General features: G+C 34.2%; 21 protein-coding genes and 2 pseudogenes. 8 read left to right on the top strand and 15 right to left on the bottom strand.

From position 1 onward, the window contains the following. Positions 1 to 256: 256 nt before the first annotated feature. Positions 257 to 661, top strand: a pseudogene (locus GJV77_RS12820) (IS1595 family transposase); the annotation flags it as partial. A 20-nt stretch (positions 662 to 681) separates the two neighbouring features. Here the strand turns inward: GJV77_RS12820 and nagB are convergent. The 8 genes from nagB to GJV77_RS12780 form a co-directional block, all read right to left on the bottom strand. Continuing rightward, positions 682 to 1,473 (bottom strand): glucosamine-6-phosphate deaminase, encoded by a 792-nt coding sequence (gene nagB / locus GJV77_RS12815; RefSeq protein ID WP_155036745.1) that lies wholly within the window; start codon positions 1,471 to 1,473, stop codon positions 682 to 684. A gap of 464 nt (positions 1,474 to 1,937) precedes the next feature. Next, a complete protein-coding gene (locus GJV77_RS12810) occupies positions 1,938 to 3,902 on the bottom strand; it encodes an OmpA family protein (protein WP_155036744.1) in 1,965 nt (654 codons plus the stop codon). 38 nt (positions 3,903 to 3,940) lie between these two features. Continuing rightward, the gene (locus tag GJV77_RS12805) at positions 3,941 to 4,885 is read right to left on the bottom strand and encodes a PorP/SprF family type IX secretion system membrane protein (protein ID WP_155036743.1); all 945 of its coding nucleotides are present in this window, start codon (positions 4,883 to 4,885) and stop codon (positions 3,941 to 3,943) included. Between the two features lie 12 nt (positions 4,886 to 4,897). Beyond that, positions 4,898 to 6,175, bottom strand: coding sequence for a gliding motility-associated C-terminal domain-containing protein (locus GJV77_RS12800; RefSeq protein WP_155036742.1), 1,278 nt, complete (start codon positions 6,173 to 6,175; stop codon positions 4,898 to 4,900). Continuing rightward, on the bottom strand, positions 6,172 to 8,232 hold the full coding sequence (locus GJV77_RS12795; RefSeq protein ID WP_155036741.1) for a hypothetical protein: 2,061 nt from the start codon (positions 8,230 to 8,232) through the stop codon (positions 6,172 to 6,174). Before GJV77_RS12795 ends, GJV77_RS12800 begins: the two co-directional genes overlap by 4 nt. A gap of 79 nt (positions 8,233 to 8,311) precedes the next feature. Then, entirely contained in the window at positions 8,312 to 11,335 is a 3,024-nt protein-coding gene (locus GJV77_RS12790; protein ID WP_155036740.1) for a collagen-like triple helix repeat-containing protein, read from the bottom strand. A gap of 611 nt (positions 11,336 to 11,946) precedes the next feature. Further along, positions 11,947 to 13,032 carry a helix-turn-helix domain-containing protein gene (locus GJV77_RS12785; protein ID WP_155036739.1) on the bottom strand — a complete coding sequence of 362 codons (1,086 nt, stop codon included), beginning with the start codon at positions 13,030 to 13,032 and terminating at the stop codon, positions 11,947 to 11,949. 79 nt (positions 13,033 to 13,111) lie between these two features. Further along, positions 13,112 to 13,906, bottom strand: coding sequence for a hypothetical protein (locus tag GJV77_RS12780; protein WP_155036738.1), 795 nt, complete (start codon positions 13,904 to 13,906; stop codon positions 13,112 to 13,114). A 532-nt stretch (positions 13,907 to 14,438) separates the two neighbouring features. Here GJV77_RS12780 and GJV77_RS12775 point away from each other — a divergent pair. The 7 genes from GJV77_RS12775 (at position 14,439) to GJV77_RS12745 (ending at position 20,802) form a co-directional block, all read left to right on the top strand. Further along, the gene (locus GJV77_RS12775) at positions 14,439 to 14,945 is read left to right on the top strand and encodes a c-type cytochrome (RefSeq protein WP_155036737.1); all 507 of its coding nucleotides are present in this window, start codon (positions 14,439 to 14,441) and stop codon (positions 14,943 to 14,945) included. Between the two features lie 10 nt (positions 14,946 to 14,955). Next, entirely contained in the window at positions 14,956 to 16,914 is a 1,959-nt protein-coding gene (nosZ, locus tag GJV77_RS12770) for a Sec-dependent nitrous-oxide reductase (protein WP_155036736.1), read from the top strand. 95 nt (positions 16,915 to 17,009) lie between these two features. Then, positions 17,010 to 17,618 carry a hypothetical protein gene (locus GJV77_RS12765; protein WP_155036735.1) on the top strand — a complete coding sequence of 203 codons (609 nt, stop codon included), beginning with the start codon at positions 17,010 to 17,012 and terminating at the stop codon, positions 17,616 to 17,618. A 2-nt stretch (positions 17,619 to 17,620) separates the two neighbouring features. Beyond that, positions 17,621 to 18,046 (top strand): nitrous oxide reductase accessory protein NosL, encoded by a 426-nt coding sequence (locus tag GJV77_RS12760; protein WP_155036734.1) that lies wholly within the window; start codon positions 17,621 to 17,623, stop codon positions 18,044 to 18,046. 33 nt (positions 18,047 to 18,079) lie between these two features. Beyond that, entirely contained in the window at positions 18,080 to 19,336 is a 1,257-nt protein-coding gene (nosD, locus tag GJV77_RS12755; protein WP_155036733.1) for a nitrous oxide reductase family maturation protein NosD, read from the top strand. Beyond that, positions 19,320 to 20,027 carry an ABC transporter ATP-binding protein gene (locus tag GJV77_RS12750; RefSeq protein WP_155036732.1) on the top strand — a complete coding sequence of 236 codons (708 nt, stop codon included), beginning with the start codon at positions 19,320 to 19,322 and terminating at the stop codon, positions 20,025 to 20,027. The genes nosD and GJV77_RS12750 overlap by 17 nt, the downstream gene beginning before the upstream one ends. Then, positions 20,020 to 20,802, top strand: a complete 783-nt coding sequence (locus tag GJV77_RS12745; protein WP_155036731.1) for an ABC-2 transporter permease — start codon at positions 20,020 to 20,022, stop codon at positions 20,800 to 20,802. Before GJV77_RS12750 ends, GJV77_RS12745 begins: the two co-directional genes overlap by 8 nt. A gap of 565 nt (positions 20,803 to 21,367) precedes the next feature. Here GJV77_RS12745 and GJV77_RS12740 read toward each other — a convergent pair. The 7 genes and pseudogenes from GJV77_RS12740 to GJV77_RS12710 form a co-directional block, all read right to left on the bottom strand. After that, positions 21,368 to 21,547: an AlbA family DNA-binding domain-containing protein gene (locus GJV77_RS12740; RefSeq protein ID WP_155036730.1), complete on the bottom strand. Its 180-nt coding sequence runs from the start codon at positions 21,545 to 21,547 to the stop codon at positions 21,368 to 21,370. Positions 21,548 to 21,982: 435 nt separating this feature from the next. Continuing rightward, positions 21,983 to 22,276: a helix-turn-helix domain-containing protein gene (locus tag GJV77_RS12735; protein WP_240142872.1), complete on the bottom strand. Its 294-nt coding sequence runs from the start codon at positions 22,274 to 22,276 to the stop codon at positions 21,983 to 21,985. A gap of 87 nt (positions 22,277 to 22,363) precedes the next feature. Continuing rightward, the gene (locus GJV77_RS12730) at positions 22,364 to 23,344 is read right to left on the bottom strand and encodes a type II toxin-antitoxin system HipA family toxin (protein WP_240142871.1); all 981 of its coding nucleotides are present in this window, start codon (positions 23,342 to 23,344) and stop codon (positions 22,364 to 22,366) included. Position 23,345: 1 nt separating this feature from the next. After that, positions 23,346 to 23,666, bottom strand: coding sequence for a HipA N-terminal domain-containing protein (locus tag GJV77_RS12725; RefSeq protein WP_155036729.1), 321 nt, complete (start codon positions 23,664 to 23,666; stop codon positions 23,346 to 23,348). Further along, a complete protein-coding gene (locus GJV77_RS12720) occupies positions 23,666 to 23,872 on the bottom strand; it encodes a helix-turn-helix transcriptional regulator (RefSeq protein WP_155036728.1) in 207 nt (68 codons plus the stop codon). Before GJV77_RS12720 ends, GJV77_RS12725 begins: the two co-directional genes overlap by 1 nt. A gap of 179 nt (positions 23,873 to 24,051) precedes the next feature. Continuing rightward, positions 24,052 to 24,129 (bottom strand): annotated as a pseudogene (locus tag GJV77_RS15105) (IS200/IS605 family transposase); the annotation flags it as partial. A 289-nt stretch (positions 24,130 to 24,418) separates the two neighbouring features. Next, a complete protein-coding gene (locus GJV77_RS12710) occupies positions 24,419 to 24,757 on the bottom strand; it encodes a hypothetical protein (protein WP_155036727.1) in 339 nt (112 codons plus the stop codon). Positions 24,758 to 24,785: the final 28 nt, after the last annotated feature.

Raw genomic sequence — 24,785 nt, 5'->3', positions numbered from 1 at the left:
TAAAATCAACTAATTAATACTTTTGTCGTGTACTAAGCATTTTTTCGATACTTATGAGATACTTTCCAAACCCTAAAAACACCTACATTTGCCATGCTAAAGAAAAGAAAACACGATAATAGGTGTTAAAGGGTATACCTATTTTGGTATACTCTTTTTTTAGGGTTAAACGCAAAACCTTTTTTAATAAAACTTTCTATCTCGATTAGACTTCTTAGATTCAACAAATAAATGCTGCAGCATTTATTTGTTGAATCTAAGGAACATAAAAACAGGTGAAAAACAAAATCATGTACGCTTTTTTAAAGCTGTTGTTTTAGAAGATCATAAAGCTGAAGGTGTTAATGAAATGATTAAGAAAAATATTGAAGAAAGTAGTATTGTCTTAACTGATAAGAGTACTTCTTATGTAGATACTTCAGATTTTGTTCAGATACATATCACTGAAAAATCATCAGAACAAACAACAAAAGAAACTCTTAAATGGGTACATATAGCTATCAGTAATGCCAAAAGAAATCTACTGGGAAATTACCATAAAATTAAACGAAAATATCTTCAAGCGTATTTAGATGAATTCATTTATAAACTTAATAGAAGATACTTTGGTGATAAGCTCTTTGATAGGCTTATTATTGCCAATATTACTGCTTATGACTAAAAACGGAGATACATTTAAGTTTACTTTAGTAACTCAGCTGCTTGATTATCTAAGATGTATTCTACATGGGTTAATTTTTGTAGAAAAGTAGCCGGTACCTCTTTTGATACCTCACCATAAATAGCGCGATGCATAATCTGAGCTTTGCGCTGAGTAAGTGCCATCAGAATAACTTGCTTAGCCTCTATAATGGTCTTAATTCCCATTGTAATGGCTTGTGTTGGCACTTTGTCATACCCCTTAAAGTCATCAACGGCATCTAATCGAGTAATCTCATCCAAACTCACTAGTCTAGTCATAGACCTATGATCACTACCAGGTTCATTAAAACCAATATGCCCACTACGCCCTATTCCCAACAGTTGTAAGTCAAGACCTCCAAAGTCCTTAATCTTCTGCTCATAAGATTGACAGAAAGCCTCTATCGCTTCTAGAGAAAGTGTACCATCAGGAATGTGTATATTAGACTTTACCACATCGATATGATCAAATAAGTTTGCCTTCATAAACGACACATAACTTTGATCTTCTATTGGATGCATGGGATAGTATTCATCAAGGTTAAAAGTCACTACGTTTGCAAAACTAAGTCCTTCATCCTTGTGCAAACGTACAAGCTCTTTATACACCCCTTTAGGCGTAGAACCCGTAGCTAATCCTAAAATAGCGCGTTCGCCCTTGACTTGCTTAGTAGCGATTAGATTAGCGATGCGATCAGCCACATATTTCGAGGCACTATCTTTATCAGCATATACTTTAATTGACTCCCCTATATTAAAATAATCCACTGTGGTATTTATCGATTTACTCATGTATTTGTTTTAACGACTTTTTTCTTACAATTAGAAGACACCCCTATATTTAGAACACCTTCCTCCAACAAAAACACCATTAGCTAACACGTACCCCCGAATTATAACTAATAGCTTGGTAAAGATACTATTTTTATACGCTACAACTACTATACTTCTAAGTGAAAGAGGCATTTTTTTGAGTAAAGCCAAACATTGGCATTCCCTGTAGATTATTAGAAAATAACACATTTTTCTCTCTTGTAAATCGACAACTCAAGGACAAAGATGAACAAAGAGTACCTATGGAAACAATCTCATCATCACTAAATAAAATACACTACAATAGTTTACTTTGGTACAATAAGAAAAGCCCTCCAGTTGGAGGGCTTCTCAAGGCTAATTCTGTTAGTTTTATATCCTACAGCAGGATGGTCGAAAAAAAATTGTTTTGTTGTTTGCACCCGAAAGCAAACTTGTTTCTATTATAACTCTATTACAATAAATTCACTTCTTCGGTTAAGTTGGTGATCTTTAACAGAACACGGCACTCCATTTTTACAATTATTGATCAGCTGACTTTCTCCATATCCTTTACCTGTTAGGCGATCTGGATCGATTCCTTGGTTAATCATCCACTTAATAGTCGATTTCACACGGCGATCTGAAAGCTTCATATTGTAAGCGTCATTACCACGGCTATCGGTATGAGAGCGAACATCAACTTTCATAGTAGGGTAAGCTTTCATTACCTCTACCACCTTAGCTAGCTCAATAGCTGCATCAGGTCTTATGTTTGACTTATCAAAATCAAAGTATATCGGCTGTAACTTAAGTTTTTTAAACAAATCTTCGTTTAAAGGAAACACTTCTTTTGTTTTCTCTAAGGCGAAATCAACAATATACTCCCCTGGAGTATAATCAAGAGTTACTGTAAGCTCCTGAGCCGAATAATCCTTCTTGATTGTTTGTATACGGTACTTTTGCCCACAGGCTTTAACCATAGAGCGATAACGCCCTTGTGTGTCTGTATAAAGCGTATCAACTGATTGATACATAGCATCTGAGACAATAACGGTTGCATTTTGCAAAACCTCTTTTGTCTTTTTATCAGTAACCACTCCAGTGATTTGCTTTTCACATGATTTCTCTTTAAAGAAATAGATATCATCCGATCCTTTACCCTCTTGACGGTTCGAACTCACAAACCCCTTACCTAAGTCAGTAGAGATATACAAACCAAAGTCGTCCATACTACTATTGATAGGACTCCCCATATTGGTCACCTCTGAGATACTTCCATTGGTGTTAATTCGCGATACAAACACATCTAATCCTCCCAATCCTGGGTGTCCGTCTGATGCAAAAAACAATAAATTATCCTCAGATATAAAAGGAAATGTCTCACGACCTGATGTATTGACCCCCCTACCTATATTCTCTGGTTCTGAGTAGTTTCCACTATCGTCAATAGCCACTCTAAATATATCCGATTGACCAAGAGTTCCCTCTCTATCTGAAGAGAAGTACAACCACTTACCATCTGGGGTAAGGGCTGGGTGAGCAGTATTGAAATTATCAGAATTAAATGGCAATTCCTCAATATTATCCCACACTCCCTTATTGTTTAAAGTAGCTTTGTATATTTTTAAAAGCGTTTCACTTTCTTTATTTTTTTTCTTCTTCCCTTTTTTAGAATTGTTTCGAGTAAAGTACATCGTCTTGCCATCACTGGTAAAGACGGCTGTTGCATCATTTACCTTTTTATTAGATTTAGCAAACAATCTCTCAATAGAAGTTAAGCTATCCTTACCTTTTAAAGCAGTGCGATACAATTTTGTATAACTCTGTCCTGTCCAAGAGTGAATACGTCTTTTGGGTTGATTTGCCGTTTCTCTTGCCGAGGTAAATACCAATTGATCCCCTAATACTGTAGCGCCATAATCAGAATATTCAGAATTGACAGCTAAGTTTTCAACAACATAGCGCTCAGGCATCTGAGTTAAACGGCTTAAATAATTCTGATCAGCGTTATACAAAGCTACTCGGGAATCTTCTGCCTCTAGCTTAGCAAACTCCGCCATCACCTTATCTGCTTTTTGGTAATCCTGTATCGCGCGCAGTGTCTGTGCGTAGCGATAGTAGTATTCTGAAGGCAATAAGGAGATATCTTTATCCGAATAATCAGATTCGAATAGCTTAGAGTACCATTTATTAGCCTCTGGTAGTTTACCATTAAAGTAATTGGCATCACCGAGGTTTTGTAAAATAGAAGTATTCACATTTCCTTTGTCAGCAATGCGCTCATACACGCCAATAGCCTCTGAGTAAGCCAAGGTTTCAAACTCCTTATCGGCTTTGCGCTCTTTGGCTATCTGACTATGACTAGTTAATACACTCCCTAAAGTAAGAATGATTAGCAATCCTATCTTTTGTATATTTCTTATCATTTGTTTTTAGTGTTTGAGATTAACAAAATATGCGACTACTAGAAAAAGCGTGGTGCATTGATCTTACCTTGTTTATTAAACAAATCAAAGCGAAGTACAATCTCGTGTGATCCTGAGTTATACGCACGTAAGGCAGTAGTCTCAGCATCGTAACTATACCCCACAAAAAGATTATTGTTTACCTGAAAACCTGCCAGAGCACTAATAGCTGCATCCCAACGATAAGCCGCTCCTAAGGTCAGCTTTTCATACAATAAGAAATTAGCCGTTAGATCTAGCTGAAGAGGTGCTCCAGCGGTTGCCTTGGCTAAAAAAGCTGGTTTAAACTTCAAATTATCCGATAGGTCGAATACATATCCCCCCATAAGGAAGTAGTGCATCTTCTGACGCATCATTACCGTCTGTTGGTTATTGTAATTATCGTTATACCTGTCTTGTTCTAATAACATCGGTACCGATAGCCCTAGATATGACTTATCTGAGAACACATATACCCCTGCTCCAATGTTTGGGTTAAACTTATTATCTATATTCTCCTGAGACACAGGGTCTGCCGTGTTGTGAATACGAAGACTTTGATAGTCAACACTTAATAAATTAGCAGATCCTTTCAGTCCAAAGGCCATCTTATACTGATAAGACAGATCGATGGTATAGGATAAGTCCACCGATATCGTATTCTCATCCATGACTCCTAATCTATCATTGACAAAGTTCACTCCAAGGCCTAGTCCTGACTCTCCAAGTGGAGTAGATACCGATACATGCGCCGTCTTTGGTGCACCTTCAAGTCCTACCCACTGTGTGCGGTATAGCCCAAAGATAGACAGATTTGACTTAGATCCTACATAAGCTGGGTTTATAGCCCCTGTATTATACATATACTGGGTATATTGAGGATCCTGCTGAGCCTTAGCAGTAAGACTACAGCCTAAGAAAATTAGGCTGAGTCCCATGGTTTTTATTATTTTATTCACTTTCATAGAATCCATCGTTTATTTATTAGTTTCTAAGTGTAAGTAGCCTGACTTTTTAATCATACGCGAACCGTTTTGGTCTTTATACTCATAACTTACGATATAGTAGTATGTACCCGTTGGTAGCATCTCTTCTTTTTTTACCGTCACCCGTCCATCAGAATACCCTGTAAACACATTACCTCTAGAGTTATAACTATCAGTCTCATAAACCTTCACTCCCCAACGGTTGTAAATCTCTACACTATTATTTGGAAAACGCTCAATATTATCAATGATAAAATAATCGTTTTTATCATCTCCATTAGGTGTCACCAAATTATAGATAATCACATCACCATCGAGTATCCAGTCCGTTTTTACAGTGGCTAGGGTAAAAAAGCCATACCCCTTAACTGTTGTAGGTGTGGTGATTTCCTTTTTGTCTAAATCCACTACTCCTCCTTCGTCCACCCACAGCCCTTGTTTAGTATCCCAACGAACAATGTGTAGTTCTTTTTCTGGGTTTAAAAGAAGCTCCTCTGGTGTGGTGCGCTCATCCCAACTAAGGGTAAGCATAATGTCGCCCTGTTTGTTATCAGCGCCGCGCTCGATGGTCCAGTACTCACGTTTGTTTAGAATATTAATTACCCCTGAAGTAGTTGGTCTAGCCACAAAAAACTGTTTATCATCTAGGTTATACTTTCCTTGATAGGTATCTTTCACATCCTCTGGAGCAGTAATTCGGGCATAGCGATACAATCCTTTATCTCCTTTTGGGTATTGGAAAGCCTCATTACCTATTTTCTCTACAAAGCCTTCAGCATGACTATTATCCGTTGGATTTATAGCAACTGCTCCTTGATGAAAAGTAAGCATCCCTTTTAGCGAGTCAACCTTTATAATTCCATCTTTAAAATCAACTGATCCATTTACGTTAGCTTCATTCTTTAAGTCAAAAGCCATCACTGGAGTGTTGTTATCTAAAATAACATGGTAAAACTCCGATGGTCTCTCCCCTGATATTAGCTGAGCTCCACTAGTTTGTAAACGAGTAAAAATTGCCTTTGAATCTGTAGCATCCGTATTGTGACTATAAATATTATCGTTGTTGAAGTTGCTGTAAAAATAAATACTCCCATCGTTGGTAGTATACCCACTAGCGGTATTATCAAAATCATATAAAGTAGACAACACCCCTGTTTTAGCCACTGACAACATTCCTTGATTGCTCAGTTGCTTTTTGATAAGCACTGATTGAGCCAAAGTAATTTGACTCAAAAAAGTACCTACAATAATTATGATTCCCTTTTTCATTTCGCACGTTTTTTAGTTTTACCTGGCATCATAGGGTTTGTGATTAAAAAAGGAGCTTTACAATTGTCCTGATTCGTCACAACCTCTACAATACTAGAAGACTGACAACTTCCTGTGGTAATTGTCCATCTAAATTTATAGCTTCCTGTTTTATCAAGTCCAGCTACCACGGCTCTTGGACTTGTATCATCACTAAAACTAATATTTGTTCCCAAAGGTGCAGACTCCACTGTCCACTTCCCTGTTCCTGCTCCTGGATCATTTCCAACCAGAACAATACGTTCACGACAAAACACATCAGGCTGATCACTCCCCGCATTAGAACCCACCTGTTCAGATACTATAATTTTAAAGGTAGTTTCTCTAGAGGCACCAGAACAAGCGTATTCTTCTTCTAATACCCAATCAACTAAAGGAATATATCCTTGAGCTTTAACCTTAAATACATATTCACCTGGTTTATCTAGATTACTAATAATAGTAGATGTACTTTTTATAGACCTATTACTTCTATTCTCATATATAGGAGTTGATGAATTAGCAGGTTTTGAAACTACAGAAAAAACATACTCACCGTCATAATTCCCCGCTAAATAGTTAGGGTTTATTACTTCTTGGTAAACAGGAGGTAAAACAACTGTAGCATCAACTATTCCAGAACCAGGATAACATACTACGACATCTTCTATACTTAAATCTGGTCGATTTCCATCTGACACATGAATAAAGTATGTATTACCTATAGTACAACTACCATTTTGCGTACTAAAGGAAATAGCGTAAGTACCAACTCTCCATCCTCCAAGTGGCGGAGTAACTTTCAGAATTCTTTTTCTTTGACCATCACCTGTTATAGCTAAAATTGGTGCTTCTCCACCAGGAGGGTAATTACCTGTATGAATTGAAGCAGTGGTAGTTGTAGTTAAAGGATCGTCTTTTTCATTAATCGAAAAGAAAACATCTATTGGGGTATCTTTTCCTTCATAACCACAAACAACCATTCCTGCGCTTCCCCCATATGAATACCCATTATGCTGATTTGGATGCATTGGATCTACAAAGTTTAAGTATGAAGGAGATAAACCAGTTATATTAATCGTGTACTCTGGTGTAGTATAGTTTTCTTGTAAATTGCTTACTGATATAGTATATCTATATAACCCTAGTGCATTCGTCTTAAAATGTACATTTCCTGTTTCAAGCTTAACTAACGAAAGATTTCCTCCAATAGGCTCACTAATAACATTTAACGTAATAGTTGTTCCTGAGCTAGGATGCCCTGTTGTCTCAGGATATTCGGATCCTATACGAGGAGAATTGGCCACATAACTAACATAAACCATATTATCCAATACAGTATTAGCACAAACTTCTATATTACTAAGCTGAATTTGTGGATTAGGAATGAATCTTACAATAATAGTCTTTACATACGAGCAATTTGAGTTATAAACAGAGGTGATTTTTAAGGTCAACGTATAGGCTGGATCGGCATCATGATCTGCTTTTTTAATTAAACTAAAAGTTGGATTAGCAATATTTGGGTTGCTTAATGTAGCATTGTTAGAATTTTTACGTGCAAATCGCTTCCATTCATATATATTCTCTGCTTTCCACTCACCTGTAAACCCTTCAGGTATTACGCCATTTAAGTTAACTGTTCCTACAGTAGCAAAAACATCAGTGATGTCACTTCCTGCACTAAATGTTGAAGTATCCCCTGTAGAGGTAATGGTTACCTCTGAAAATGTTGTACTTCCTCCCGCGCATGTTTTAGTTAATCTAAACTTATAATACCCAGGCTTATTCATTCCTGTAATCAGTGGGTTTAATACTGTCGGATCACTAATCGTTGGATTAGTAGCGCCTGTTGGCACACTGACCACCGACCACATAAGACCTGTAGCATCACCTTCTGTGGAGCCAGCTAAAGTATACTCTGTACCACAAGTAGTCGCACTACCTCCTGCATTAACAGATCCACACTGTCCATATCCAATCCCTATACTTAAAAGAGTAAAGAGTATAGATAAAAAGTAATTATTTATATTTTTCATTGTCAAAATAATTATCGTTAAAAATTAATTATAACTAAGCTCACTTAAATACATAAGCAAGCTTAATCTAACATAATTACTAATCGTTACGAACCGCAAAAACGATATTCATAAACGACCCCACTGTAACATCTGCACTTTGATGAAGTTCGTAACTTAAAACACCTAAATTATCTACAGATACTGTCTTAAAAACAGTTGTATCATACCACGTAATATAATAATCTAACTCACCTGCTGGTAACACTGGTAACTCTGTATTTTTATTTGTATTAGACGCCTTAGGCGAACCAAACTGCGTCACATAACGTTCATACAAATCAATACTACCAAGTAAAGTACCATCATCAAAAGTATCAATCCCACCTGATCCCGAACCAACAGCATTTAACTGCTCTTCACTTGTTGGAATAATAATAGAAGGCATATAGAAGAACTTCGGCATAGCTGCTTTAAGTCCTTTAATAATATCTCCATTAGCATCCACAGCTAACAAGTGTTGTGTTTGTTGATTTTGCACTTTTGTTTTATCTAATCCAGCAATTGCTAAAGTTTCTGTAGCCGTTGTTGTAATCGTAGTTGCTTTAATTAAAGCACCTCCTAACTGAACATTATTGTCAGTTTTCGTTAGTCCATTATCCGCAGTCACCTCTAAAGTAGATTTATCTGCCCACTGAGGATTACCACTAGCATCAGTTATTAATACCTTATCGTTTCCTCCGTTTGCCATATCAATAGGCTCGATTGTTCCATTTTTTATCTTAGCAGATGTAATAGACTCGTCTTTTACTCTAAGACTTGTCTCTACCAATACAGCTTTTGTTCCACCGCTAACTACTTCTATGGTAGCCTCCGTCCCATCAGCAGCTGTTAAATTATTAGCATTTAACACATTAGTCACATCTACATTAGGTGTTCCCGCTACCCACTCTGTTCCATTATAAACTAACGCTTGACCATCAGTTGTAGGCGCTGCTTGATCAACAGGTTTTCCTTTTAATGTGGTTAATTTATTCGCATTAGCTACTCCTGTAACATCTCCTGATAAAGTAATTCCTGCAGGATCTGCATTCACTACATAAGGCGAAGCTTCTGTTCCATCACCTGTAATAGTAATACCTGTACCCGCAGTAGTTTTTCCGCCAATACCGTCTGTTCCATCAACACCATCTTTAATTGTTACAGTGTTTCCTTCTCCATCAGTGATAGTCGCTGAACCGTCAGGATTATTTGTCAATGTTACCGAAGTACCATCTAATCCATCTGCCCCAGCTGCTCCAGTAGCACCGGTATCTCCTTTCAATGAATCTATAAAGTCTTGTTCTGTACCTGTATTACCTTCATTTATCCAAACTTCATATGCTGACAATCCATCCTGACCATCTGCCCCAGCTGCTCCAGTAGCACCGGTATCTCCTTTCAATGAATCTATAAAGTCTTGTTCTGTCTTACCTTCATTTCCAGTTTGTGTCAACCATACTTCATAAGCCGATAATCCATCATCTCCTTTATCTCCTTTATCTCCTTTCAATGAATCGATGAACTCTTGTTCTGTCTTACCTTCATTTCCAGTTTGTGTCAACCATACTTCATAAGCCGATAATCCATCATCTCCTTTATCTCCTTTATCTCCTTTCAATGAATCGATGAACTCTTGTTCTGTCTTACCTTCATTTCCAGTTTGTGTCAACCATACTTCATAAGCCGATAATCCATCATCTCCTTTATCTCCTTTATCTCCTTTCAATGAATCGATGAACTCTTGTTCTGTCTTACCTTCATTTCCAGTTTGTGTCAACCATACTTCATAAGCCGATAATCCATCATCTCCTTTATCTCCTTTATCTCCTTTCAATGAATCGATGAACTCTTGTTCTGTCTTACCTTCATTTCCAGTTTGTGTCAACCATACTTCATAAGCTGATAATCCATCATCTCCCTTATCTCCTTTTGGCCCCATGATATTGGTCCATGTACCATCTGGATTCAAGATCCACACTCCGTCGTTATTGTTGACTATCGTCACGCCTTCTCCTGGACCTCCTGGTTCTCCTGGTACCCCTGGCATTCCTTCTGCTCCTGGTTCCCCTGGTGCCCCTGTCATATCCTGACCGTTAAAACCAGTATCTCCTTTGTCTCCTTTTAATGAATCGATAAAGTCCTGCTCTGTTCCTGTATTGCCTTCATTTATCCATACTTCATAAGCTGATAATCCATCATCTCCCTTATCTCCTTTTGGTCCTTTCGCTAAGTTTACGGTAACTGGAGTTCCCTCTTCATTAGTATAGGTTATCGTTCCGTCATTATTATCAACTAAAGTCGTAACTGTCTCATTACCTTTCACTATTTCTTCAAAAGTGATATTTTTCACATCTCCCTCTTTTGTTACATACGTAAATGACGTTCCATCATAATATACATTTCCTCCTACATAAGTGTTTTCAAAAAGCTTAAATAATTCATTCTTAACAAACTCGTTTTCAATAATCTCCTTAAAGTTCTTAATAACGCTTTTAGGAAGTTTAATGCGATAAGCTTTATCTAATTGATAGTTGCCATTTCTATCTACAGCATTCTCATTATAAAACAAATAATCCCCAGTAGCCTCATCATAGGTTACTTTTGTTACTTTCTCTTTGATTTCTTGAGCATCACCGTTGTCATCAATATAGTATAGCTTATCTCCTTGATAAATAACATTTCCCTTAGTAGTATTCACTATATTAGTGATAGCTTCAACAACATCTCCGTCTTGAAAAATCTGCTCATAGTTATTAATTACAGCTTCTGGAATATCCTCCACTGTAGTCATGCGTTTCCAACTATCAATATACCAATAGTAGTACCCAGGCTTTAGATCTTCACCTACAGTTGCCGTGTTATACACCATCAAACTATTAATGCCTCCTGTTGGAAAAGCTTCAATAGTCTCTGTATCTTTACTATTCATCAATGGCAGTCGTGGGATTAACAATCCTCTATTGGTTGCCTCTATGGTCAACTCAGCGGATTTATTAGGGATATTTGTTCCTACCCCTACCTGTGCTTTAACAGCAAAACTCCCCACAAGTAGTGCTGCAACTGATAGTACTCTTTTTTTCATACTTATTCAAACAATTTATTCAACGAAAAACTTTTTTTTAAAACATTAGCCTCATTTTTCTTATCAAAAATCCTTTACGCTAACGATATGTATACAATTTTCTATGGAACAAAAATATTTTCAACTTTTGTTAATAATTGTATCATTTCCTTATTATATCAGTGTTCACAAGGTTTTGATACACACTTTAACTACTTAAAAACAAGCACTTACAAAAAAAAACACATCTTTTAGACCTTTTGTTAAAACACCTTGCCAAAATACCTGGTTATTCGATACTTCACAGTCGAAATATTCCTCTCATTTTAGTGTTAAACAAGAAAAACTCCCTTATTTTTTGCAATAAAATCCCCCCTGAATACATCATTTAGTACATGAATTCAAACATAACGACCAAAACAGCTACTCAGAGGCAAAATCACACAAAATAAAAAGGGCTGCCTTTGTAATAAAAGCAGCCCTTTACATTAACAATATAAACAAATAATCCACCACTACATTGGATGCTTTCACACCTCTAAAGTAACAAACGTTGGTTTGCTACATAAGGTTGATAATCCTATCGAGTAGTAAATCGACTATTTACGGAATAAAACGACCTTTCTTAATTATTATTCGTGTAACAATTTGGATGGAGGAAAACCGTGCACTTGAACAAATGCTCGGTAAAAAGCTAAACGCGTACTAAACCCAGCCAACACACTAAGCTCTTCGACAGTTATCTGCTTATTTCGCTCAGATACTAAATTTACTGCATACTCAATTTTTAAGCGATTAATATAAGCCTTATAAGAAGATGCATCCGATTGCTTGAAATACTTTCTCAATCTCTTTTCATTAACCTGAACAATAGAAGCTAAATGATTCAACGAAAGATCTTCTTGTAAAAAAACTTTCGTCTTAATAATACGCTCATAAAGTAATTGACTGATTTCCATACGCTCATTTTCTTGCAATTCCTCCACTACAACTACCTCTGCTACACGCTTTTCATTAATTATCGTTAAATATGATTCGTCCAAGGCCTTTGACTCTACATCTCCCATGGCAGAAAAAGCTAAACCACCACCGGTGTCAACAACTTTTTCCTGACTATTGCGCACTATTATATACTCGTGCATCAAGCTTAGTAAAACCACTGCTAGACTAAAAAACATAAAGACATAATCTTGATCAAATAGTGTATTCTTATTTGATAAAAAAGTTATACCACTAATACACGCATAACTTAGTAACATGACGATATAAGCGATTAAAAAATTGTCCTGTACTTGATTGCTTCGCTTCATATAATTGATATAGCCAAGACTCGCGTAAAATAGACAACTAACAACAACCCCTATATTGACTAACCAGTGATAGTGAATTAAATTAATCGCTGAAAAATAACGCAAACCAAAATACACTATTACTACTGTCGAAAAAATAATACCATTGATTAATAGGCTTCGGTAAAACATCTTTGCTTTGTCTTTGAGAAATAAAAAGACACATGAACCTATTAGAAAACTTAGAATTAGCCCAACAGGTATATAAAACAACGCTTTGTATTTGCTTATAAAAACAACGAAAGACGAAACCACAAATAAACTAGCCATATACATGGCATATCTACTAAACTGGGTCTTTGTTGTATTGTAATTATACAATAAAACAAAACTAATAAAGCTCAAAACAATTAAAAAAAGTAAAATCATAGGCGTAAGGTGTTAAAGCATATGGGTAGGATTAATGTTCTTGTTGGTAAAATTTAGTATAAACAACTAAACACTACATTCACAAGTGAAAAAAATCCAACAACTGTCGTTTTTTGACATTGAAATAACTCCCGAGCTGTTTTACCTTCAATGATAGTAGAAACGTTCGTATAGGGTGAACCAAGCGGACGTAGCGTCTATACATTCGAAAATAAAATGCGCGAAAGTAATGATTAACAACCTTCGATTTAGCAGACATCGTCCCTTGCTTATATAAATCTTGATTGTCTTTTTTTGAAATAAGTCGCCCTCTAAATGTTTGAACCACACAACACAGCATAGTTAATCCCGCTAGAAACAAAATGATCAACTTGATGCTAAAGGCTAAATAATAAAAATACTCGATGTGACCATAAACCGCCAAGTGATGTGAAATAAAATGAGCATTGTACAATAGAAAGCAGAAAAACATAAAAAAGTTTACTACACTGGTGAAACTGTATAGTCGCTGAAACGGCTGCATAAATAAACGCAGGTAACAACTGAAAAACAACGCATAGACCACCCCATAGAGATTGTACAACAGCATGGTGTAAATATCTAACCCTCCTTTAAACCAACTAATCGCCATAACACCACCACCCAGCAAAACAACCTTTATCGTTTCCTCCTTTAAAAATCGATTATTCAACAAAGGTAAAGTAGCTAATAATACAATATTCCCTATCACGGGTAATATCCTTACATTTAGGTTTTTGACAACTAAATCGAAAAAAATTAAACTACCCATAAGCCAACTTCCTAAGAGTGCAAAAAACACCACTCTAGCGACTAAAATTGGGCTTACTTTATTTAACTTCTTTTCAATTCTCATAATGTGTAGTATTAATCATCAACCACTGACTAACAACAATATATTTATACTACTAAGATACAAAAACCTCAAAAAAGTCACTAAATATCAATAAAATGATACAAATAGAACAATAAACATACTACACTTATTTATGTTAAAAACAAATATAATATTAAGAAACAAATCACAATTTATCTTTTACAACCACAATACAATAGATGATTTAACTAAACAATTAAATTCTGTTAAACTTAAATTTTAACATATATTATCTTTAAAGTTCTCTTAAAAAGAGTAGAAGAGTGGTTTTCAAGCGACTTTTTTTGACACTTAAATTCAATCATTAGCCTATTTAATAAAGCAAATAGGGCTAAAGGGTTTGAAGTTGATTTAACAAGCCTCACAATTGCATCATTTAACATACTAGAAGCTAAAGGTATATAAAAAAGATAAAAATATCTTTTTCATTCACAATATATGATTTGAATCATAAAATTATCTTAACAATAGCAGGTAACTTTGTGTCAATATAAACATAACACGAAAAAAGATGAAAACAAGAACACTAACTTACTTACTAATTCTAAGCTCTCTATCCCTACTCTCTTGTAATGGAAAAACTGATAAGACTCAATCTACACAAAGTGTTACAACTAATGAAAGAAAGGTAGAAACCTCTGAAAAAACCAAAGCTACAAAAGTAGTACCACCATCGGAAAGAATTGATTTAAAAAACAAAGGTGTTGGTCCTATCAAAGAAGTAGTTCTTGGAGAAATTGACCAAAATTTAGCTTCTAAAGGTCAAGAAATTTTTAAAAATATGTGTATGGCCTGTCACAAGCCTACCAAAAAATTCATTGGTCCTGCTCCTAAAGGAATACTTGAGAGAAGAACTCCTGAATGGGTCATGAATATGATTTTAGATCCAGAGCAAATGATTGAAAAAGATCCACTAGCTAAAGAATTATTAAAAGAATTCAATGGCGCTCCTATGGCTAATCAAAACTTAACTCAAGAGGAAGCACGCGCGGTATTGGAATATTTTAGAACCTTATAAAATAATAATTATGAATAAAAACATTAATCTCTTTTTAATTAGTGCCTTTGCAAGCTTCACACTCTTTAGTTGCAACAACTCTAAAGAGAGTAGCAAAGGAGCTATTTCTACTAATGCTGCTGAGAAAGTATATGTAGCCCCAGGAGAATACGATGAGTATTACGGGTTTTTTTCAGGAGGTTTTAGTGGTCAGTTATCTGTCTATGGTCTACCTTCGGGTAGGTTATTTAAAGTAATCCCTGTGTTTTCTCAGGATCCGGAAAAGGGCTATGGATATAGTGAAGAAACCAAACCAATGCTTATGACCTCACATGGTTTTATTCCTTGGGATGATTCACACCACCCTGATATCTCACAAACCAATGGAGAATTAGACGGAAGATGGATATTTATAAACGGAAATAATACCCCTCGTATTGCCAGAATTGATTTAGAGGATTTCTCAACTGCAGAAATTATTGAGGTACCAAATAGTGCTGGTAATCACAGTTCATCATTTATCACTGAAAACACTGAATATGTGGTAGCAGGTACACGTTTTTCGGTACCTATTCCACAAAGAGATATTCCGATAAAGGATTACAAAGGTAATTTTAAAGGGGCATTATCTTTTATTAAAGTAGATCAACAAAGTGGTGAAATGGATTTAGCTTTTCAGATTCATATGCCTGGCTTTAATTATGATTTATCTCACCCAGGTCGTGGTAAATCTCATGGATGGTTCTTCTTTACAACTTATAACACCGAAGAGGCTCACAGCTTATTAGAGGTAAACGCGTCTCAAAATGATAAAGATTTTATAGCGGCGGTTAACTGGAAAAAAGCAGAAGAATACATCAAAGCTGGAAAAGGTAAAAAAATGCCTGCTAACTATGCTCATAACAAATTCGATCCGGAGACCCACACAGCCACACATACTATGAAAAAAGAAGTGTTAGTCTTAGATGCAACTGAATTTGATGACTTAGTATACTTATTACCTACTCCTAAGTCTCCTCATGGCTGTGATGTGGACCCTTCAGGAGAATATATAATTGGTAATGGTAAGTTATCGGCTAATTTGACTGTTCACTCATTTACTAAAATGCTTGATGCAATTGAGAACAAAAAATTCGATGGAGATGCTTATGGTCTTCCTATTTTAAAATTTGATGAAGTATTAGCTGGTGTTGTCGAACAACCAGGTCTTGGACCATTACACACAGAATTCGATGGTAGAGGAAATGCATATACAACATTTTTCATCTCCTCTGAGGTTGTAAAATGGAAATTGGGAACATGGGAAATTGTCGATAGAAAACCTACTTACTACTCAGTAGGTCACTTGATGATTCCAGGAGGTAACTCTAGAAAACCTGATGGTAAATACATGGTAGCGATGAATAAAATCACTAAAGATAGATATCTACCAGTAGGGCCGGATTTAAATCACTCTGCTCAACTTTATGATATAACGGGTGATAAAATGGAACTAATTCTTGATTTCCCAACAATTGGAGAGCCTCACTATGCAGCAGCTATTAAGGCTGATAAAATTAAGGACAAAGCTAGACAGATCTATAAATTAAGTGAAAACAAACACCCTTATTCTGTTAAATCTCCAAATGAAACAAAGGTTGAGCGCAAAGGCAATGAAGTACATATTTATATGTCAATGATCCGAAGTCACTTCACTCCTGATAATATAGAAGGGGTTAAAGTAGGCGACAAAGTTTTCTTCCACGTAACAAACCTAGAGCAAGACTTTGACGTACCTCATGGAATTGCAATGTTAGGGGCTAACACCTCAGAATTACTTGTAACACCAGGTAAAACAGAGACTTTTGTTTGGGAACCAAAACAAGTTGGTGTTTGGCCATTTTATTGTACAGACTTTTGCTCTGCTCTTCATCAAGAAATGCAAGGATATATTAGAGTGTCCCCTAAAGATTCTAACATAGAACTATCATGGTCTTTAGACGATGAATAAAAGATATAAAAGTTAATACGTAGTTCTTGTTATTTATTAAGTTAAAGGGCAAAGTTTTTTAAGTAAGACTTTGTCCTTTATTAAACAAGTAAATCATGAAAAAGTCATCAATTTTAATGATAATAGGCTCTTTATTACTATTTGGTTTATTCTATTTTCCACTTTGGAATATTGAATTAGGAGCCCCCCAATACCCAATTCCTCTTGGAATGAATATATATATTAATGGCATTGAAGGTGTAGAGGAATTTGACCTTCAAAACATCGATGGGTTAAACCATTATATTGGAATGAAAACCATTCCAAAAGCAGATCAAATGTGGGAGTTTACCGTCTTCCCTATTGTAATTTCCTGCATGTCTATCATAGGTATAGTCTTAGGTGTGGCAGGTTATTTTAATAAAATAAAACCATCTTATTTCCTATTTTGGTTTATAACAATGGGAGTTTTAGGTCTTTTAGGAATGTATGATTTTAACCTTTGGTTAATAGATTACGGTAGTGATTTAGACCCTCATGCTATTATGAAGATGGTTGATCCACAAGGAAACCCTCTAACATACGAACCACCACTTTTCGGTCATCGTAAAATACTAAACTTTGACGCATACTCTTATCCACATATCGGCGCTTATTTAATGGCATTAGGAATGCTTTTAACCTTCATCGCTTATTGGGTAGGGCTTAAATCTAAAAATGACTAAAGATGAAAATATTGCAATCTCTATTAATACTTATTTTGTTTACTGCTTGTAATGTTAAGGTAAGTCCTATTGAATATGGTCAAGATAGTTGTAGCTCTTGTAAAATGGGAATTGTTGATCAAAAGCACGCCTCACAATTAGTGACTCAAAAAGGTAAAAACTACAAATTTGACGCCATTGAATGTATGGTTTCTTATCTTAAAAAAGACAATGTTCAAAACACTGATTACGCATATATACTAGTGGCAGATCTATTAAACCCTGGTGAGCTTATACAGGCTGAGAAGGCATCGTTTATTATTTCAAAAAACATACCTAGTCCTATGGGGGCATTTTTATCAGCCACTAAAAACAAGCAACAAGCCCTTGAGCTTACAAAAGAATTCACCGGTGAGGTATTAACCTTTGAAGAAATTCAGAACAAATAAAACTGCTCAAAAGCATTAAACCTAAATCCTTTTATGAGAAAATTATTCGCCTTTTATTCAATTGTTTTTTTCATTTTCCTTGGAAGTAATTCGTGGGCAAAAAGGATTATTGTCAGTGCTAGTAACTCATCTATTTCCTCGGTTAAACACGCCATAGAGATAGCCCAAAGTAATGATACTATTTTGGTTAAAAGTGGAGTTTATCAAGAAAGCGACCTAATTATTACCAAACCCCTTACGATTATCAGTGAAAATGCCACCATTGATGGACAAAACAAAGGAGAGATCTTTATTGTAAAAGCTGATAGTGTAACCATTAAAAACTTTACTATAATAAATGTTGGGACAAGCTATATTAAAGACTTTGCTGCCATAAGAGTAAGAGACAGCAAGGCCTTTAATATTGAAAACAACACCATTAAAGAATTATTCTTCGGAATCTATTTAGAGAAATCAAAAAACGGTAGGGTTGTAAACAATAAGATCTACGGAAAAGCTAAAAACGAGTTTAACTCTGGAAATGGTATTCAACTTTGGTATTGCAATCAGATACTAATCCAAGGTAATTATGTTGAAAAAGTACGTGATGGTATTTATTTAGAATTTTCTAACTACTGCACTATTGATAACAATACAAGTAAAGACAATGTGCGCTATGGCTTACACTTTATGTTTTCAAACAACGATACAGTCACCAATAGTCGCTATATTAACAATGGAGCTGGAGTAGCAATTATGTTTTCCAAATTCATGCAAATGAGTCATAATATTTTTAGTGATAATTGGGGCTCAGCTGCTTATGGAGTACTATTAAAAGAGGTCAATGATACTCAAATCTATGCCAATACCTTTTCAAACAACACAACGGCTATAAATATAGAAGGAAGTAACAGGGTTACATACACTCACAATGATTTTATAAGCAATGGATGGGCTATTAATTCCAGAGGAGCTAATTACCACAATAAAGTGAATTACAATAACTTTTTAAACAACTCCTTCGATTTGCTTTATCACGGACAATTAAACCAAAATAGCTTTGACTCAAACTACTGGAGTAACTATACTGGGTATGATTTAGACAAAGATGGTATTGGGGATATTTCACACAGGCCAATAAAGCTTTTTTCCTATGTGGTTAATAATACTCCAGAGGCCATTATTTTCTTGCGTAGTTTGTTTGTAGATATTATTGATTTTTCGGAAAAAGTATCTCCTGTATTTACTCCTGATAATTTAGTTGACCACAAACCTCAAATTAAAAAAATCAATCATGATAAAAATAACTAACCTACATAAAAAGTTTGCGAGCAATGAAATACTCAAAGGTATTAACCTTAACATTGACAAAGGTGTTACAGCTATATTAGGTCCTAATGGTAGTGGAAAAACCACCTTAAACAAATGTATTTTATCGATGGTTTATCCCGACAAGGGCACTATAGAAATCAACTCACAAAACATTCATAGTCAGTGGAAGTATCGCAAGGGAATTGATTATCTTCCCCAGATTGCAAACTTTCCCAATAATATTACTGTAAATGAGCTTATAAAGATGATTAAAGACTTGCGTCAGGAGTCATTAAAGGATGAAACTCCCTTAATAAACCTCTTTAAGCTAACCCCTTATTTAGATAAAAAACTTACAAACTTATCAGGAGGAACAAAACAAAAAATAAACCTTGTGCTCGCCTTTATGTTTGACAATGATATACTAATACTCGATGAACCGACTACGGGCTTAGATCCTGCGGCTCTTATTTCGCTTAAAGAACTTATTTTCAAGGAAAAACAAAAAGGAAAAACAATCTTAGTTACTTCTCATATAATGAGTTTTGTCGAGGAAATATCTGACCAGATTGTATTTATACTAGAGGGTAAGACCTACTTTCACGGAAGTATCCAGGAGCTTAAAGAATCGACAAATCAAAGTGATTTTCAACACGCCATTGCTAACATATTAACTGATAATTATGCTTAAAATTCTAAAATATAGTTTCTATGATTTAATAAGAAGTAGATGGAGTTATATATACTTTCTCTTCTATTTAATTCTAGGGTTTGTGTTGTTGTTTTTAAACCATGACATCGGTAAGGCCATAATAACCCTGATGAATGTAATTATAGTACTTGTTCCATTAATTAGTACCATTTTTGGTATCATGTACTATTATGATTCTAAAGAATTCACTGAACTTCTCTTAGCTCTTCCAATTAAGAGGTCATCTATATTTCTAGGTCAGTATTTGGGAATTAGTTTATCTCTTTCAATGAGTTTATTAATCGGTCTTGGAATCCCATTTTTAAGTTATGGTTTATTGGAATCAGGTATAATCTTTGATTTTATAATCCTTATTCTAATTGGTTTTTTTCTAACACTTATTTTCAGTGCATTAGCCTATAATATAGGCCTTCGAAATGAAAACAAGATTAAAGGTTTTGGTTTAGCGATTCTTCTTTGGCTATTTTTAGCGGTTATCTACGATGGAATATTCCTAAGTGTTTTAATGCTTTTTGGAGATTACCCCTTAGAGAACATCACTCTAGTTGGTACTGTATTAAACCCTATTGATCTTTCCCGTATTTTAATTCTATTAAAGCTAGATATATCAGCGCTATTAGGTTATACAGGTGCGGTTTTTAAAAAGTTCTTTGGTGGTACTGCAGGTAGTCTAATATCATTTTTAATACTACTTCTTTGGACCTATATTCCGATTTACTTAATCTACAAAACAGCAAAGAAGAAGGATTTCTAATGCATTTTTTTCATAATTGATTATTTGGTCATCTTGCTTTTATAAAAAGAATTTTGACCGTGATTTAAAACCAGTAGAGTTTAGACTCTATTGGTTTTTCCTTTTATAATTGCCTGTGCTATCATTGGGCTAATTACGCGATCAAAAAACAAAGTAATTGATGTTTAAAGTATAATAGTGTATTGGTTTTTAAAGAGGTCAAACTGTAAAGATGCTTTTACAGTTTTACTTCTTTAAAAATTATTTACTTTATATACCAATGTATATCTTCGTTTAAACCAATCATGAAATTAGTAACATTGCGTAAATTACCCAGTTTTATATACTCTTATTTTGCATCTTCGTGTTTAACTAAAAGTATATCTCAATTAAGTTTTCTTAAAACCTGTATATCCCTTTTATCAAATAGCTATCAAATAAAAAAAGTCTGATTTTAAGCAGTTTAAATTTTTAAACTATGTTCCTATCAAATAACCATCAAATAAGATTTATACAAAACACAGAAATCAATCAAATAACTATCAAATAAAAAAAAGCTTGATTTTAAGCAGTTTAAATTTTCAAACTATGTTTCTATCAAATAACCAAATTCTTTATTTAAAATACATGCACTATTTGATAATGCAGAAATACGCTCACCTATTTCTTCAGGTGAGTGGAAGTTTTGTTTAAACTCAACCCATTCCGATTCATGGGGTTGCTGAATCAAATCTTCTACAAGCTTCTTTAAATCAGTTTCATTCATATCAAATAATAACTATTATTTTTAAATTCTTAGATTCAACAAATAAATGCTGTTGCATTTATTTGATCTAAGAGACACTAAAATACGGAAGTTATTTTAATAACTCAATAAAAAGAAATAGGATGCAATACAATGAAAGTGCAATTAAATGCACTTTTTAAGCTTACACTGTAGTTTACATTAACTAATATTAAAAATAGTGCATTATAATACACTATTTACTTTAATAAAATCACTATACCTAAACTACATATCTAACCTTTTAAAGCCCTTATACAAAGCATTTAATACATTCTGTAACGATAAACAACCTGTCAATTTTAATACTTCTAATGGGTATAATAATTCTTTATTTCTATTTTACGTAATAAGGATTTGAAATCAAAAATCTTTATTGAAGATGTGTTATTTATCAGAAAGTTTTAGCACAGAAGCTTATAAAAACACTTTTCCCTTTTTGATTTGAACTTGTTTTTGCGACTCCAAGTCTTTTATAGTTCTAATTACTGTTTCAACTCTAAGACCTGTTAAATCAGCAACTTGTTGTCTGGTAAGATCTATTGGAAATTTATCATTTGTCATTTCATTTTCTTTGATAAACTCCAAGAGTGTCATTATCCTTCTTTGAGAATCATTACACGATATAACAGGAGCCATGATGCTTTTATTGTATATTCCGATGAAAGTGCACCACCAATAAAGTGGTGCAGTATTGGGTGGAATATCCAACTTGAAGCAAAATTTAAAATTATCAGTCAATATAACATCTAAATATATCTTAAATGCATGAAGGATATCTCCTTGTGCAATTTCACTCTATATCAATTTTAATTTCTTCAATCTACGCTGATAACTTTGTAAATAATTTCGTTTTAACTTCTCTGATAAGAACGATTTTTCGATTAAATCTTTTACTAGATCTTCTTTCGAAGTTAAACTTTGAAGGATTTTAGTAATAGATTTTTCTGTCATTTCTGCTTTCTTACCCAATACTAATAACTGATCAATAACTTTTGCTTTTGAGATTGATTTGGGTAAAATTCCTTCTTTTAATGCAAAGTCAGAATCCTCTATATGAATTCTAGTATTTAACAAATCATAAGCTGGACTTAATTTAAAATCACCTTGTTGAGTTTCTATTAAAGAAAAATTTTTTAAATGAGCATCTCCATTGGAAAACAGATAATTGAAAACAATTAAAGTAAATAACTTAGGCGCTTCTACTTTCCAGGCTGGAACATATTTTTTCAATGCTTCAAACAGTTCAAGATAATTTCCTTCGTATTTATATTGCTCTCCGTCGGTTGCTGGCGATTTCGCTAATAATGAAGCGAAATCTTCTACAGCTAATTTATTTCCATTCTCATCATAATCAAAGCGCTTGGTCAGATAAGCTGGACTTTCTTCTTTAAAAAAAACCAATACATTTTCTGCTGTCTCAATTTTAAAAATTTGTTTTGCAATTTGCATCGTTAAATGTTCGTTTGCAGGTGCAAATTCTCTATTTTTAGGTAAATCTGATATAGGTTTTAAAATATACTGACCACTTTCGTTCTCATTGGTCAATCTTAATTCATTTCCATCAAGAATAAAAGAATATTTTTCTTGAAATCCTGATATTGAAATATGCCTTTGATTTTGATTAAACCTACTTCGATCTTTTTGATTCGTTGTTGATGAATAATTTAAAAATGGACTTACCTTTTTACCATGAAACATTTTCTTCAAAACAACAGGGCTATAAGTATTAAAATTTTCTTTTAAAGAACCTGGACAATTTTTAAATTCAATTTTCATGTTACATTCTTTCTATTGTTACTGCACCTACTGTATCAACTTTTGACGCTTGTAATAAAAGTCCAAAAGCATCATCTTGGTCAATCTTATAGGTTTTACAAATCATACGTTTATTTACGCCCTCAGGTAATAAATGATAGAAAAAAGGAAACAAAGCTGCAGATTCAAATTCAATTTGACTTTTAGGCAGCGTTAAACTTATCGCTGGTTTAAAATCATCAGACAACCAATCTTCATTATAGGTAAAATGAAAACTACCATTATCCAATTGAGTTAACACCCCTGCCCTTTCTCCTTTATATAAAATGTGAGCAACTCTCATTATTCAATTGATTTAACCTCTAATTTAATTTCTAACCCTAATGTATCACACAAATTTTGTAAGGTTTTTAGCGTTGGATTCCCTTTGCCACTTTCAAATTGTTTTAACGTACGTAAACCAACCCCAGAAATTTCTGCTAATGATTCTTGCGATATTGCTAAAACCTTACGCCTCTCTTTAATTTGCTCAATTATTGATAGTGTCATATACTGCACTTTTAATGTAAAAATATAAAAAAATAAGATGCAAAACAACAAAAGTGCTATTAAATACACTTTTTAAGGGTATACTGTAGTATAGACTAATTAATATTAAAAATAGTGCAATATAACACACTATCTACTTTTTAATTAAAGTAGACTTTAGTCTGCCTGGGTGGAGCTACTTACTCAACTATGAAGTTACCTCCGTTATCATTTGGTTTACGATGGTGTTCAATATATTGATTTAGCATCAAATCAGAGCTACTTTATGTAAACAAGATCAAGGATATTGCAAGTACTCTGAAATCACTAGCACAAATCAAACCAGAATATTCAGTGTACTAAGAAAAAAAATATACGATATATGAAATTGGTTTTTATCAGTTCATTCACAAAACGCAAGAGAATTAATTAAAAACAACCAACTAATATTGAATACAATATTTAAGATAAGTATTAGGGTGATAAGATTGTTTTAACAGCTATTAGGTAGTTAAGTATTTATGTTAAAATAGTTACCAAGGTACTGTACAATAGTTATACAAAACACTAAGTCAGTAAATTAAATTCAGTATAAATCTTTTGGATTACTTTTTCTGGAAGATTTTGTATTTCACATAAAGCTTTAAAATCTTCAGTTGCCTTGATTACCTCATTTATTATCCCTTTTGCATTTTTTATAGAGTAACGTTCAGCTATTTCTAATAGATCTTGTTTATTAATATCCGTACGTTTACCATTAATAGCCATAGCTCTTGAAACTTTTATGTAATTCATTAGAGCGTCTAAGGGGTATGTTAAATCATAGGCAGGGGCAAGATTCCATTTATCTTTTTGATGGTCATAAATAATGTATATTCCGATGAAAGTGCACCACCATTCCGACAAAGTACACCAGTTTAGATTATCTCATTAT

The sequence above is a fragment of the Myroides pelagicus genome (assembly GCF_009711055.1).
GTDB lineage: Bacteria > Bacteroidota > Bacteroidia > Flavobacteriales > Flavobacteriaceae > Flavobacterium > Flavobacterium pelagicum.
Note: the sequence above shows the minus strand (reverse complement) of the source record. Positions and strands in the feature narration are given on the sequence as shown.